9 protein-coding genes and 1 tRNA gene are annotated in these 13,356 nt (G+C 65.3%); all 10 read right to left on the reverse strand.

Annotation, left to right across the window (positions count from 1 at the left end):
- Nucleotides 1-188: 188 nt before the first annotated feature.
- Nucleotides 189-4,370: a DNA-directed RNA polymerase subunit beta' gene (gene rpoC, locus EDC64_RS22820; protein WP_132036098.1), complete on the reverse strand. Its 4,182-nt coding sequence runs from the start codon at nucleotides 4,368-4,370 to the stop codon at nucleotides 189-191.
- A gap of 117 nt (nucleotides 4,371-4,487) precedes the next feature.
- The gene (gene rpoB, locus EDC64_RS22825; RefSeq protein WP_132036100.1) at nucleotides 4,488-8,618 is read right to left on the reverse strand and encodes a DNA-directed RNA polymerase subunit beta; all 4,131 of its coding nucleotides are present in this window, start codon (nucleotides 8,616-8,618) and stop codon (nucleotides 4,488-4,490) included.
- Nucleotides 8,619-8,946: 328 nt separating this feature from the next.
- Nucleotides 8,947-9,324, reverse strand: coding sequence for a 50S ribosomal protein L7/L12 (gene rplL / locus EDC64_RS22830; protein WP_132036102.1), 378 nt, complete (start codon nucleotides 9,322-9,324; stop codon nucleotides 8,947-8,949).
- A gap of 54 nt (nucleotides 9,325-9,378) precedes the next feature.
- Entirely contained in the window at nucleotides 9,379-9,897 is a 519-nt protein-coding gene (gene rplJ / locus EDC64_RS22835) for a 50S ribosomal protein L10 (RefSeq protein ID WP_132036104.1), read from the reverse strand.
- A gap of 661 nt (nucleotides 9,898-10,558) precedes the next feature.
- Nucleotides 10,559-11,266 (reverse strand): 50S ribosomal protein L1, encoded by a 708-nt coding sequence (rplA, locus tag EDC64_RS22840; protein ID WP_132036106.1) that lies wholly within the window; start codon nucleotides 11,264-11,266, stop codon nucleotides 10,559-10,561.
- 5 nt (nucleotides 11,267-11,271) lie between these two features.
- Nucleotides 11,272-11,721 (reverse strand): 50S ribosomal protein L11, encoded by a 450-nt coding sequence (gene rplK / locus EDC64_RS22845; protein ID WP_132036108.1) that lies wholly within the window; start codon nucleotides 11,719-11,721, stop codon nucleotides 11,272-11,274.
- A 284-nt stretch (nucleotides 11,722-12,005) separates the two neighbouring features.
- The gene (gene nusG / locus EDC64_RS22850) at nucleotides 12,006-12,536 is read right to left on the reverse strand and encodes a transcription termination/antitermination protein NusG (RefSeq protein ID WP_132036110.1); all 531 of its coding nucleotides are present in this window, start codon (nucleotides 12,534-12,536) and stop codon (nucleotides 12,006-12,008) included.
- Between the two features lie 8 nt (nucleotides 12,537-12,544).
- Nucleotides 12,545-12,742, reverse strand: a complete 198-nt coding sequence (gene secE / locus EDC64_RS22855; protein WP_132036112.1) for a preprotein translocase subunit SecE — start codon at nucleotides 12,740-12,742, stop codon at nucleotides 12,545-12,547.
- A 166-nt stretch (nucleotides 12,743-12,908) separates the two neighbouring features.
- Nucleotides 12,909-12,985, reverse strand: a tRNA-Trp gene (locus EDC64_RS22860).
- A 276-nt stretch (nucleotides 12,986-13,261) separates the two neighbouring features.
- Nucleotides 13,262-13,356 (reverse strand): EF-Tu C-terminal domain-related protein (locus EDC64_RS22865; protein ID WP_131837545.1); only part of this gene is annotated, 95 nt, incomplete at its 5' end.

Raw genomic sequence — 13,356 nt, forward strand, 5'->3', positions numbered from 1 at the left:
TCAAGAGCGGTCTGGGTCGGGCCGGGTTTCTTCAGCATACCCGAATGAATCAAAAACCCCCGGCTCGCGCCAGGGGTTTGTCAGCGGTCTGAGCCGCCCCGAAGGGCGGCTCTCAAGAGGCTGACTTGTCGGTCGACCGGCGCGGCGGTTCGACCACACCTCGGTTCCGGGCCCTAAAGCCCGAAGGATTACTCGGCCGCGTCGGCCGGGCCCGTCACCATGGGCTGGGTCTCGCCGCCGTCGCGGGTGGCGATGATCAGGTCGTCGCGGGAGTTCGCCACGGCGCGCAGCTTGTTCATCTGCGCCCCGGTGCCGGCCGGGATGAGGCGGCCGACGATGACGTTCTCCTTCAACCCGTCCAGCGGATCGACCTTGCCGTTGACCGCCGCCTCGGTGAGGACGCGGGTGGTCTCCTGGAACGAGGCCGCCGAGAAGAAGGACCGGGTCTGCAGGCTCGCTTTGGTGATGCCGAGGAGCACGGGATGGCCGGTCGCGGGCTTGCGGCCCTCTTCCACAGCCTTCTCATTGGCTTCCACGAACTCGATCCGGTCGACCTGCTCGTTGTCCAGGAACTCGGTTTCGCCCGCATCGTCGATCTCCACCTTCTGGAGCATGTTGCGGACGATGACCTCGATATGCTTGTCGTTGATGTTCACGCCCTGGAGCCGGTAGACCTCCTGGATCTCGTTGACGAGGAAGGCCGCGAGCTCTTCCACGCCCTTGATCGCCAGGATGTCGTGCGGCGCCGGGTTGCCGTCCACCAGGAAGTCGCCCTTCTCCACGATGTCGCCGTCCTGGAGATGGATGTGCTTGCCCTTCGGGATCAGATACTCGACGGGATCCCCGCCTTCGGTCGGCTCGATCGTGAGCCGGCGCTTGTTCTTATAGTCGCGGCCGAAGCGGATCGTGCCGCTGATCTCCGCGATGATCGCCGCATCCTTGGGACGGCGCGCCTCGAACAGCTCCGCCACGCGCGGCAGGCCGCCCGTGATGTCGCGGGTCTTGGCGCTCTCCATCGGCACGCGGGCGACGGCGTCACCGGCCTTGATGGTGATGCCGGGATCGACCGAGATGATCGCCTCGACGGGCAGCGAGTAGCGGGCGTCGCCGCCGCGCGCCAGCTTCAGGATCTTGCCGTCCTTGCCCTTGATGAGGATGGCCGGCCGCAGGTCCGCCCCGCGCACCGCACGGGTGTCCGTGACGACGCGCTTGGCGATGCCGGTCGATTCGTCGATCACCTCGTTCAAGGACTGGCCTTCGACCAGGTCCTCGAAGCCGACGGTGCCGTCCACCTCGGTCAGGATCGGGCGGGTGTAGGGATCCCATTCCGCGATGCGCTGGCCGCGCTTAATGGTATCGCCTTCGTCCACCTTCAGGCGCGAGCCGTACTGGATGCGGTGCACGGCGCGCTCCGTGCCGTCATGATCGACGATCACGACGGCGAGGGTGCGCGACATGACGATGAGATCGCCTTCCGAGTTCCGCGCCACGTTGCGGTTGCGGATCCGGACCGTCCCCTCGAAATTGCTCTCGACGAAGGAGCTGTCCGCCAGCTGCGCCGCACCGCCGATATGGAAGGTGCGCATGGTCAGCTGGGTGCCGGGTTCGCCGATCGACTGCGCCGCGATGACGCCGACCGCCTCGCCCATATTGACCGGCGTGCCGCGGGCGAGGTCGCGCCCGTAGCAGGTGCCGCAGACGCCGTTGCGGGTCTCGCAGGTGAGCACCGAACGGATCTTGATCTCCTGGATCCCCGATTTGTTGATCCGCTCGATATGCCATTCCTCGATCATCATGCCCTTGGGCACGATGACGGTGCCGGTCGCCGGCTCGATCACGTCTTCCGCCGCGGTGCGGCCGAGGACCCGCGAGGCGAGCGAAGCGACCACCTGCCCGCTATCGACGATGGCGCGCATATGGATGCCGCTCTGGCCGCCGCAATCCACTTCCGTGATGATCGAATCCTGCGCCACGTCGACGAGACGACGGGTCAGATAGCCCGAATTCGCGGTCTTCAAGGCGGTGTCGGCCAGACCCTTGCGGGCGCCGTGGGTGGAGTTGAAATACTCCATCACGGTGAGGCCTTCCTTGAAGTTCGAGATGATCGGGCTCTCGATGATCTCGCCGGAGGGCTTGGCCATCAGCCCGCGCATGCCGGCGAGCTGCTTCATCTGCGCCGGCGACCCACGGGCGCCGGAATGGGACATCATGTAGATCGAGTTGATCTGCGCGTCCCGCCCGGTCTTCGGGTCCTTCTTGACGGAGGAGATTTCCTTCATCATCTCGTCGGCGATGCGGTCGGTGCACTTGCCCCACGCATCGACGACCTTATTGTACTTCTCGCCCTGGGTGATCAGGCCGTCATTGTACTGCTGCTCGTATTCCTTGGTGAGCGAGCGGGTCTCTTCGACCAGATCCCACTTCTTCTTCGGCACGACCATGTCGTCCTTGCCGAAGGAGATGCCCGCGCGGAACGCGTTGTAGAAGCCGAGCGACATGATCCGGTCGCAGAAGATCACGCTCTCCTTCTGCCCGCAATGGCGGTAGACCGCATCGATCATGTTGGAGATTTCCTTCTTCGTCATCAGCTTGTTGACGACGTCGAAGGACACCTTCGGATGCTTCGGCAGCAACTCGCCGATCTTCATGCGCCCGGGGGTGGTCTCGTAGATCTTGGAATAGCGCCGCCCCTCGGCATTCAAGCCGATATAGCGCCCGCGGATCTTGGTGTGCAGCGTGATCGCCTTGGCGGCGATGGCATGGTCGATCTCGCCCATGTCGGCGAACATCATGCCCTCGCCGGGCTCCTTCTCGCGCATCAGCGAGAGATAATAGAGCCCGAGCACGATGTCCTGCGACGGCACGATGATCGGCTGGCCGTTCGCGGGGTGCAGGATGTTGTTGGTCGACATCATGAGCACGCGCGCTTCCAGCTGGGCTTCCAGCGAGAGCGGAACGTGCACGGCCATCTGGTCGCCGTCGAAATCGGCGTTGAACGCGGCGCAGACCAGCGGGTGGAGCTGGATCGCCTTGCCCTCGATCAGCACCGGCTCGAACGCCTGGATGCCGAGGCGATGGAGCGTCGGCGCCCGGTTCAGCATCACGGGATGCTCGCGGATCACCTCGTCCAGGATGTCCCACACCTCGGGACGCTCCTTCTCCACCAGCTTCTTTGCCTGCTTGACGGTGGCCGAATGGCCCTTGGCATCGAGGCGGGCATAGATGAAGGGCTTGAACAGTTCGAGCGCCATCTTCTTCGGCAGGCCGCACTGGTGCAGCTTCAGCTCGGGACCCACCACGATCACCGAGCGGCCGGAATAGTCGACGCGCTTGCCGAGCAGGTTCCGGCGGAACCGGCCCTGCTTGCCCTTCAGCATGTCGGCGAGCGACTTCAGCGGCCGCTTATTGGCGCCGGTGATGACGCGGCCGCGCCGGCCGTTGTCGAACAGCGCATCGACCGCCTCCTGAAGCATGCGCTTCTCGTTGCGGATGATGATGTCCGGCGCGCGGAGTTCGATCAGCCGCTTCAGGCGGTTGTTGCGGTTGATGACGCGGCGGTAGAGGTCGTTGAGGTCCGAGGTCGCGAACCGGCCGCCGTCCAGCGGGACGAGCGGGCGCAGGTCCGGCGGAATCACCGGGACGTGCGTCAGGATCATCCATTCCGGCTTGTTGCCGGAGAGCTGGAAGGCCTCGACGATCTTCAGGCGCTTGGCGAGCTTCTTGGGCTTCAGCTCGGTGGTCGCCTCGGAAATCTCGACGCGCAAATCGGCCGCGATCTTGTCGAGGTCCATCGAGCGCAGCAGCTCGCGGATCGCCTCGGCGCCGATCATGGCGGTGAAGCTGTCCTCGCCATACTCGTCCTGCGCCCGGAGATAGTCGTCCTCGGACAGCAGCTGACGGTACTTGAGCGGGGTGAGCCCCGGCTCGAGCACGACGAAATATTCGAAATAGAGAATCCGCTCGAGGTCCTTGAGCGTCATGTCGAGCAGCAGGCCGATGCGGCTCGGGAGCGACTTCAGGAACCAGATATGGGCGACCGGGGCGGCGAGCTCGATATGGCCCATGCGCTCGCGGCGCACCCGCGAGAGCGTGACTTCCACGCCGCACTTCTCGCAGATGATGCCCTTGTACTTCATCCGCTTGTACTTGCCGCACAGGCACTCATAGTCCTTGATCGGACCGAAAATGCGCGCGCAGAACAAGCCGTCGCGTTCGGGCTTGAACGTCCGGTAGTTGATGGTCTCCGGCTTCTTGATCTCGCCATAGGACCACGAGGCGATCTTGTCCGGGCTCGCGATCGAGATCTTGATCTGATCAAAGGTCGGAGCCGGGGTCGCCGGGTTGAAGAGATTCATCACCTCTTGATTCATCGCCGTCTCCTTCGGCTCGGCGCCTCGCCCTCATGCCGCCTGAGGGGTCGCGCCGGGAAATTTGAACCACGCATCGGCGTCGGCGGAGGCGCGACGCCTCCGCCCGTTCGACGCGGCCTATTCGGCCGCGGGCAGGTTTTCGCGAGTGCCGGGGCTGACGTTCCGCCCGGTCTTGGAATTGAGCAGCTCGACGTTGAGGCCGAGAGAGCGCATCTCCTTGACCAGCACGTTGAAGCTCTCGGGGATGCCGCTCTCGAACGTATCCTCGCCGCGCACGATGGCCTCGTAGACCTTGGTGCGGCCGGCGACGTCGTCCGACTTCACGGTCAGCATCTCCTGGAGCGTATAGGCCGCGCCATACGCTTCCAGCGCCCACACCTCCATTTCGCCGAAGCGCTGTCCACCGAACTGCGCCTTGCCGCCGAGCGGCTGCTGGGTGACCAGCGAATAGGGGCCGATCGAGCGGGCGTGGATCTTGTCGTCCACGAGATGGTGCAGCTTCAGCATGTAGATGTAGCCGACCGTGACCTTACGGTCGAACGGCTCGCCGGTGCGCCCGTCATAGAGCGTCGACTGGCCCGACGGATCGAGACCGGCCTTTTCCAGCTGGGCCTCGATGTCCGCCTCGTGGGCGCCGTCGAACACCGGCGTCGCCATCGGAACGCCCTTGCGCAGGTTTTCCGACAGCTCGGTCAGCTCGTTGGGCTTGAGGACGGCGATGTCGTCCTTGCCGTAGATGCCTTCGAGCGTTGCGCGCAGCGCGCCCTCGTCCTTCTTGCCGTAATAGGCGTCCACCGCGGCCGCCACCTGCCGGCCGAGACCGGCGCAGGCCCAGCCGAGATGGGTCTCGAGGATCTGGCCGACATTCATGCGGCTCGGCACGCCGAGCGGGTTCAGCACGATGTCGACATTGGTCCCGTCCTCGAGGAAGGGCATGTCCTCCACCGGCACGATGCGCGAGACCACGCCCTTATTGCCGTGGCGGCCCGCCATCTTGTCGCCGGGCTGGATCTTGCGCTTCACCGCCACGAAGACCTTGACCATCTTCATGACGCCGGGCGGCAGCTCGTCGCCGCGCTGCAGCTTCTCGACCTTGTCGAGGAAGCGCTGCTCGAGCCGCTTCTTCGATTCGTCGTACTGGGCGCGGATCGCCTCGATTTCGCTCATCATCGCATCGTCGGCGACGGCGAACAGCCACCATTGCGAACGCGGGAACTCGCCCAGCATCGCGCGGGTGATCTCGGTGTCCTTCCTGAAGCCCTTCGGCCCCGCGATCGCGGTCTTGCCGTCGAGCAGCTCGGTCAGACGGCCATAGACGTTGCGGTCGAGGATCGCCTGCTCGTCGTCGCGGTCCTTGGCGAGCCGCTCGATCTCCTCGCGTTCGATCGCCAGAGCGCGCTCGTCCTTGTCGACGCCGTGGCGGTTGAACACCCGCACCTCGACGATCGTGCCCGTCGTGCCCGGCGGCAGGCGAAGCGACGTGTCGCGCACGTCGGCGGCCTTTTCGCCGAAGATCGCGCGCAGCAGCTTCTCTTCCGGCGTCATCGGGCTCTCGCCCTTGGGGGTGATCTTGCCCACCAGAATGTCGCCGGCCCGCACTTCCGCGCCGATATAGACGATGCCCGCTTCGTCGAGATTCTTCAGCGCCTCTTCGGAGACGTTGGGAATGTCGCGGGTGATTTCCTCGGGGCCGAGCTTGGTGTCGCGGGCCATCGCCTCGAATTCCTCGATATGGATCGAGGTGAACACGTCTTCCTTGACGATGTTCTCCGAGAGCAGGATCGAATCTTCGAAGTTGTAGCCGTTCCACGGCATGAACGCGACCAGCACGTTCCGGCCGAGGGCGAGTTCGCCGAGTTCGGTCGAGGGACCGTCGGCGATGATGTCGCCCTTCTTCACCTGGTCGCCCACGCGCACCAGCGGACGCTGGTTGATGCAGGTCGACTGGTTGGAGCGCTGGAACTTCATCAGGCGGTAGATGTCGACGCCCGACTTGGACGGGTCGGCCTCTTCCGTGGCCCGGATGACGATACGGGTCGCGTCCACCTGGTCGATCACGCCGGTGCGGCGGGCGGCGATGGCGGCGCCCGAATCCCGGGCGACCACCGCTTCCATGCCGGTGCCGACGAGCGGCGCCTGCGAGCGGACCAGCGGCACCGCCTGGCGCTGCATGTTCGAGCCCATCAGCGCGCGGTTCGCGTCATCGTTCTCGAGGAACGGGATGAGCGCGGCCGCGACCGACACCAATTGCTTGGGCGACACGTCCATGAAGTCGACCCGGTCCGGGGAGACCAGCAGCACGTCGCCGGCATGGCGGCAGACGATCAGGTCTTCCTCGAAGCGGCCATTGGCGTCGAGCGGGATATTGGCCTGCGCGACGTGATACTTCCCCTCCTCCATGGCGGAGAGATAGACCACTTCGTCGGTCACGTGCCCGTCCACCACCTTGCGGTAGGGCGTCTCGATGAAGCCGTATTTGTTGACGCGGGCGAAGGTCGCCAGCGAATTGATCAGGCCGATATTCGGGCCTTCCGGCGTCTCGATCGGGCAGATCCGGCCGTAATGGGTCGGATGCACGTCGCGCACTTCGAAGCCCGCCCGCTCGCGGGTGAGACCGCCCGGGCCGAGCGCCGAGAGGCGGCGCTTGTGGGTGATCTCGGAGAGCGGGTTGGTCTGGTCCATGAACTGCGAGAGCTGGGACGACCCGAAGAACTCGCGCACGGCCGCCGCGACCGGCTTCGCATTGATCAGGTCCTGCGGCATCACCGTGTCGATATCGACCGACGACATCCGCTCCTTGATGGCGCGCTCCATGCGCAGCAGGCCGATGCGGTACTGATTCTCCATCAGTTCGCCGACCGAACGCACCCGGCGATTGCCGAGATGGTCGATGTCGTCGATCTCGCCCTTGCCGTCGCGCAGCTCCACCAGCGTGCGGATGACCGCGAGGATGTCCTCGCGGCGCAGCGTGCGCACCGTGTCCTCGGCGTCGAGGTCGAGGCGCATGTTCATCTTCACGCGGCCGACCGCGGACAGGTCGTAGCGCTCGCTGTCGAAGAACAGCGAGTGGAACATCGCCTGGGCGCTGTCGATCGTCGGCGGTTCGCCGGGACGCATCACGCGGTAAATGTCGAACAGCGCATCCTCACGGGCGATGTTCTTGTCCACCGAGAGGGTGTTGCGGATATAGGCGCCGGTATTGACGTGGTCGATGTCGAGGATCGGGATCTCGTTATAGCCCGCCTCTTCGAGCACCTTCAGCAGTTTCTCGGTGACCTCGTCGCCGGCCTCGGCATTGATCTCGCCGGTCGTGGGATCGACCAGATCCTCCGCGATATATTGCCCGACCATCTCCTCGTCGGAGATTTTCAGGGCCTTGAGCCCCTTCTCGGCGAGCAGGCGCGCCGCGCGCACGGTCAGCTTCTTGCCGGCCTCGACCACGACCTCGCCGGTATCGGCGTCGACCATGTCGGAGATCGCCTTGTAGCCCTTCATCCGCTTGGGATCGAACGGCATCCGCCAGCCGTCCTTGGCGCGGGTGTAGAGAATCTTCTCGTAGAAGGTGTCGAGGATCTCCTCGGCATCGAGGCCGAGCGCATAAAGCAGGCTCGTCACCGGGATCTTGCGGCGCCGGTCGATGCGGGCATAGACGATGTCCTTGGCGTCGAACTCGATGTCGAGCCAGGAACCGCGATAGGGAATGATCCGCGCCGCGAACAGGAGCTTGCCCGAGGAATGGGTCTTGCCCTTGTCGTGGTCGAAGAAGACGCCCGGCGAGCGGTGCATCTGGGAGACGATGACGCGCTCGGTGCCGTTGACGATGAACGTGCCGTTCATCGTCATCAGCGGGATGTCGCCGGTATAGACGTCCTGCTCCTTGATGTCCTTCACCGACTTCGCGCCGGTGTCGGGGTCGACATCGAACACGATCAGGCGAAGCGTCACCTTCAGCGGGGCGGCGAACGTCATGCCGCGCTGGCGGCACTCGTCGACGTCGTATTTCGGCGGCTCGAACTCGTAACGCACGAATTCCAGCATCGCCGCGCCGGAGAAGTCCGAAATGGGAAATACCGACTTGAACACCGCCTGGAGCCCGTCGTCGGCGCGCCCGCCCTTCGGCTCCTCGATCTGAAGGAACTGATCGTAGGACGCCTTCTGAACCTCGATGAGGTTCGGCATCTCAGCGACTTCCTGAATCTTGCCGAAGAATTTGCGGATACGCTTGCGACCGGTGAACGTTTGCGCCATCTCGATCCTCGTCCGTCGTGGTCCCTGGCTCGGCCCTTCCGTGGAAGGGGATCCGCGCCGGCCTTGGAACCCATCGCCATCATGCCGGAAAGGTGGGGGCGTAAAGCCATCCCCTTCCGAACCCAAACGGCTCGCCGTGCAGCCCGCTTTCGGGCGGCAGGGAGAACCGTCCTGAAACCGCGGCCCCCGAAGGCGCCGCCCGTCCCCTCATGCACGCCGGATCCACCCCCGCCGATCCGGCATCCACGCCGCACCGCCCCCGGATACCCGGCGGCGGACGCGAAAGGGTGCCCCGGGGACGCGCCCCGGAGCACCGAACCTCACAAGCTCACTTGAGCTCGACCTTGGCGCCAGCCTTTTCGAGCTGGGCCTTGAGCTTCTCGGCCTCGTCTTTGGCAATGCCTTCCTTGACGGGCTTCGGCGCACCTTCGACCAGATCCTTGGCTTCCTTGAGGCCGAGACCGGTGATGGCGCGAACTTCCTTGATGACCTCGATCTTCTTGTCGCCCACGGCAGCGAGGAGGACAGTGAACTCGGTCTGCTCTTCGACCACCGGCGCAGCGGCGCCGGCGCCCGGAGCGGCCGCAACCGCAACGGCGGCGGCGGCGGAAACGCCCCACTTTTCCTCGAGCAGCTTCGCCAGTTCGGCGGCTTCGAGGACGGTGAGGGAGGACAGCTCGTCGACGAGCTTGGTCAGATCAGCCATTGTCGTATGTTCCTAAGATAGGTTCGATTTCCAGGATTGCGAGATCCAACCGCCTCACGCGGCTTCGTCCTGTTTGGCATAGGCCCCAAAGACGCGGGCGAGCTTGGCCGCCGGCGCAGTGGTGAGCTGGGCGATCTTGGTTGCCGGGGCCTGGATGAGGCCGACCAGCTTCGCGCGCAGTTCATCGAGCGACGGCATGGTGGCGAGCGCCTTCACACCGTCAGCATTGAGGACCGTCTTGCCCATCGCTCCGCCGAGAATGACGAACTTTTCGTTCGCCTTGGCAAAGTCGACGGCAACCTTCGGCGCCGCCACCGGATCGTTGGAATAAGCGATCACGGTGGGTCCCTTCAGAAGGGACGCCACATGGGCGACGTCGGAGCCTTCCAGAGCGATTTTGGCGAGGCGGTTTTTAGCCACCTTCACGGTCGCACCCTGGGCCTTCATCTGTCGACGTAGCTTCGACATCTGGGCCACGGTGAGGCCGGAATAGTGGGCCACCACGACGACCGAAGTGGTTTTGAACACTTCGGTGAGCGTCGTGACGAGCTCATGTTTTTCCGCTCGATCCACGTCTGGCTCTCTTTAAGCCTGTGGCGGAACCAAAGCTGGCTCCGCCGGTTGCACCTGCCGCACGCCCGTTCCCGGACCGTCCTTTCGGGACATGCCGGGTCGCTTGCGCGACGCTCACATGCCCTGTCCCCTCGGGATCCGGGTCACCGGCCACAAGGTGCTGGTTCGAACCGATCTTCTGCGGCGACGCCTGCGCGCCGCCTGAAATTCCGGTCTTCCCCGTCTATGCTGGCCCTCAAGAAGGTGCCCGGAAGGACACCCGACGAGGATTAAGCCGCACGCGAGGCGCGGCACCGGCAGTCTCGGACAGGACTTTCGCCCATCCCGGCCCGGCCGGAGCCGGAATTCGGGACGAACTAAAAGGCCGGGTGGGCGAGCCCTCCCAGCCCCTCCAACGCCGTCTCCAGCGCGGAAGCCTTAACATCTTACCTCATCACTGCGTTTCCGCAGCGCGAGAGCGGATGCTATAAAGCGTCGGAGGCGTCTTGTCACGCCCTCTCGCAATAATTCTTCTGGACATCCCGACGCCATCGCCTTTGCCGCGACCGGCCGGGGCCGTCCTCTGTCTGCCGGCAGAAATGAAAAGGGGCCGGACGCAGCCGTCCGGCCCCCATCATGTTTCACGTCCGCTCACCCGCACCCCGCAGGGCCGCGCGAATCCTCAGGCGGAGGTCGCCATCAGGACGGTGTTGGGCTCGACCTTGATGCCCGGGCCCATGGTCGAGGTCACCGCGACCCGCTGGACATAGGTGCCCTTGGCGCCCGTGGGACGCGCCTTGACGACCGCATCGGCGAACGCGCGGATATTCTCCGCGAGCTTGTCGGTGGGGAAGGAGGCCTTGCCGATGCCGGCATGGATGATGCCGGCCTTCTCGACGCGGAACTCGACCGCGCCGCCCTTGGCCGCGCCGACCGCGCCCTTCACGTCCATCGTGACCGTGCCGACCTTCGGGTTCGGCATCAGGCCGCGCGGCCCGAGGATCTTGCCGAGCCGGCCGACGAGCGGCATCAGATCCGGGGTCGCGATGCAGCGATCGAAATCGATCTTGCCGCCCTGGATGCTCTCGAGGAGATCCTCGGCGCCGACGATGTCGGCCCCGGCCGCCTTCGCCTCGTCCGCCTTGGCGCCGCGGGCGAACACCGCCACGCGCACCGTGCGGCCCGAGCCGTTCGGCAGGTTGCACACGCCGCGGACCATCTGGTCCGCATGGCGCGGGTCGACGCCGAGATTCATCGCCACTTCGATGGTCTCGTCGAACTTCGCGGTCGCCCGCTCCTTCAGGAGCGAGAGCGCCTCGTCGAGCGAATAGAGCTTGACGCGATCAATACCTTCGCTCGCGGCGCGGATGCGCTTTCCGTGCTTTGCCATCGCCGTCACCCCTGAACCTGGAGGCCCATGGACCGGGCCGAGCCTTCGAGCATGCGCACCGCCGCCTCGACGGTGTCGCAGTTGAGATCCTTCATCTTCTTCTCGGCGATCTCATTGAGCTGAGCGCGCGAGACATTGCCGATGGTCGCGCCCTTGCCGGGGGTCTTCGACCCCGAGCCCGGCTTCTTCTTCGTCTCGAGGCCGGCGGCCTTCTTGAGGAAGTAGGAGACCGGCGGGCTCTTCATCTCGAAGGTGAAGGAGCGGTCCTGGTAGACGGTGATGACGACGGGGATCGGCATCCCCTTCTCTTCCTTCTGCGTCTGGGCGTTGAACGCCTTGCAGAATTCCATGATGTTCAGACCGCGCTGGCCGAGCGCGGGGCCGATGGGCGGCGCCGGGTTGGCGCTGCCGGCCGCGACCTGCAGCTTGATGTAGCCGGTGATTTTCTTCGCCATGTCCTACTCCCGATAAAGCGCCGATCGCCCGCCATGGGCGGAGCAAAACGGCCAGGGTCCGTGGTGCGGATCTCGGGGGCATTGGCGAGACGCCCCGTCACCTCCCACGTTCGCGTGCCGGAAAATCTCCGGCCTCGCCTCCCCGTCTCGCGGCGCGGGACGGGAAAGCTCGTTCACATAAGGGATGCGCGGCCCGGTGGCAAGGGCGAACGGAGCGCCATCCGCCGCCCGGGCGGGTGCCGCATGCCCCGCGCGCGATGGCCGGGCCCGAGAGGGCCTTTGCCTCAGACCTTCTCGACCTGGCCGAACTCCAGCTCGACCGGCGTGGCGCGGCCGAAGATGGAGACCGCGACCTTGAGGCGCGAGCGGCCTTCGTCGACTTCCTCGACGATGCCGTTGAACGAGGCGAACGGGCCGTCGGCGACCTTCACCGTCTCGCCGATCTCGTAGCTGATCGACGGCTTCGGCCGCTCGATGCCTTCCTGCACCTGCTGCAGGATGCGCATCGCCTCGTTTTCCGAGATCGGCATGGGCTTGTTGTCGGCGCCCAGGAAGCCGGTGACCTTCGGCGTGTTCTTGATGAGGTGGAAGGCCTCGTCGGTGAGGTCCATCTTCACCAGGACGTAGCCGGGAAAGAATTTCCGCTCGGCGTCCACCTTCCGGCCGCGCCGCACCTCGACCACCTTCTCGGTGGGGACGAGAATCTGCTCGAACAGATCGCCGAGGCCGCGCTGGTCGGCCTGTTCGCGAATCGCGTCGGCGACCTTCTTCTCGAAGTTCGAATAGGCGTGGACGATGTACCAGCGCTTCGCCATGGCCGTTCTCAATGCCCTATCCGCAGGATCTGGCTCACGCCGAACTGGATGATCTGGTCGGAGACCAGGAAGAACAGCGACGCGATCAGAACCATCACGAACACCATAGCGGTCGTGATCAGGGTCTCGCGCCGGGTGGGCCACGTGACCTTGGCGGTCTCGTTGCGGACCTGCTGGAAGAACTCGACGGGACTGATCTTCGCCATATCGCCTCGGCCCGGTGGGCTTGCGCCGACCTCGCCTCTCCTCGGTTCCGGCCCCCGTCGCCGCAAAGCTTCGATGGTTCGCCGTCGTGAAACGTCTGGCCGCGCGCCTAAGCGCCTGCGGCCTCACTTGCGGGCCTGAACCGCCCGCACCCAACCCCCGATGCGCTGGCAGGAGTGGAGGGACTCGAACCCCCAACCCCCGGTTTTGGAGACCGGTGCTCTAACCAGTTGAGCTACACTCCTACTGCCGGGGCACTCGAGGATATGCGCCCGCGCGCCGGAAATCCGATCCAGCGCAGCGGGCTTGTGTGTCTAGTCAGACGGAACGAAACTGTAAAGAGGCTCCGGCCCGCTTTCCCCGCGTGCGTCGCGCCGCCCCGCTTGCGCATCCGGCGGCGTGCGCCGAGGCGGCCGGGGGCATCGAACGCAAAAGGGCCGGCCGCCGGGGCCGACCCTTTCACACCCGTCCGGCGCCGCGCCGGCCCGACCGATTCGGTCCGCGACCGGCGCGCGATCGCCTCACTCGATGATGGACGCGACGACGCCGGCGCCGACGGTGCGGCCGCCCTCGCGGATGGCGAAGCGCAGCTTCTCCTCCATGGCGATCGGCACGA

Origin of the sequence: Aquabacter spiritensis, from assembly GCF_004346185.1 — a bacterium.
GTDB classification, from domain to species: Bacteria; Pseudomonadota; Alphaproteobacteria; order Rhizobiales; family Xanthobacteraceae; genus Aquabacter; species Aquabacter spiritensis.

What these genes read in the sequence shown, in the direction of transcription:
- rplL (WP_132036102.1), bottom strand. Translation starts at nt 9,324, where the DNA reads ATGGCTGATCTGACCAAGCTCGTCGACGAGCTGTCCTCCCTCACCGTC.
- rplK (WP_132036108.1), bottom strand. Translation starts at nt 11,721, where the DNA reads ATGGCGAAGAAAATCACCGGCTACATCAAGCTGCAGGTCGCGGCCGGC.
- rplA (WP_132036106.1), bottom strand. Translation starts at nt 11,266, where the DNA reads ATGGCAAAGCACGGAAAGCGCATCCGCGCCGCGAGCGAAGGTATTGAT.
- rpoC (WP_132036098.1), bottom strand. Translation starts at nt 4,370, where the DNA reads ATGAATCAAGAGGTGATGAATCTCTTCAACCCGGCGACCCCGGCTCCG.
- rpoB (WP_132036100.1), bottom strand. Translation starts at nt 8,618, where the DNA reads ATGGCGCAAACGTTCACCGGTCGCAAGCGTATCCGCAAATTCTTCGGC.
- nusG (WP_132036110.1), bottom strand. Translation starts at nt 12,536, where the DNA reads ATGGCGAAGCGCTGGTACATCGTCCACGCCTATTCGAACTTCGAGAAG.
- secE (WP_132036112.1), bottom strand. Translation starts at nt 12,742, where the DNA reads ATGGCGAAGATCAGTCCCGTCGAGTTCTTCCAGCAGGTCCGCAACGAG.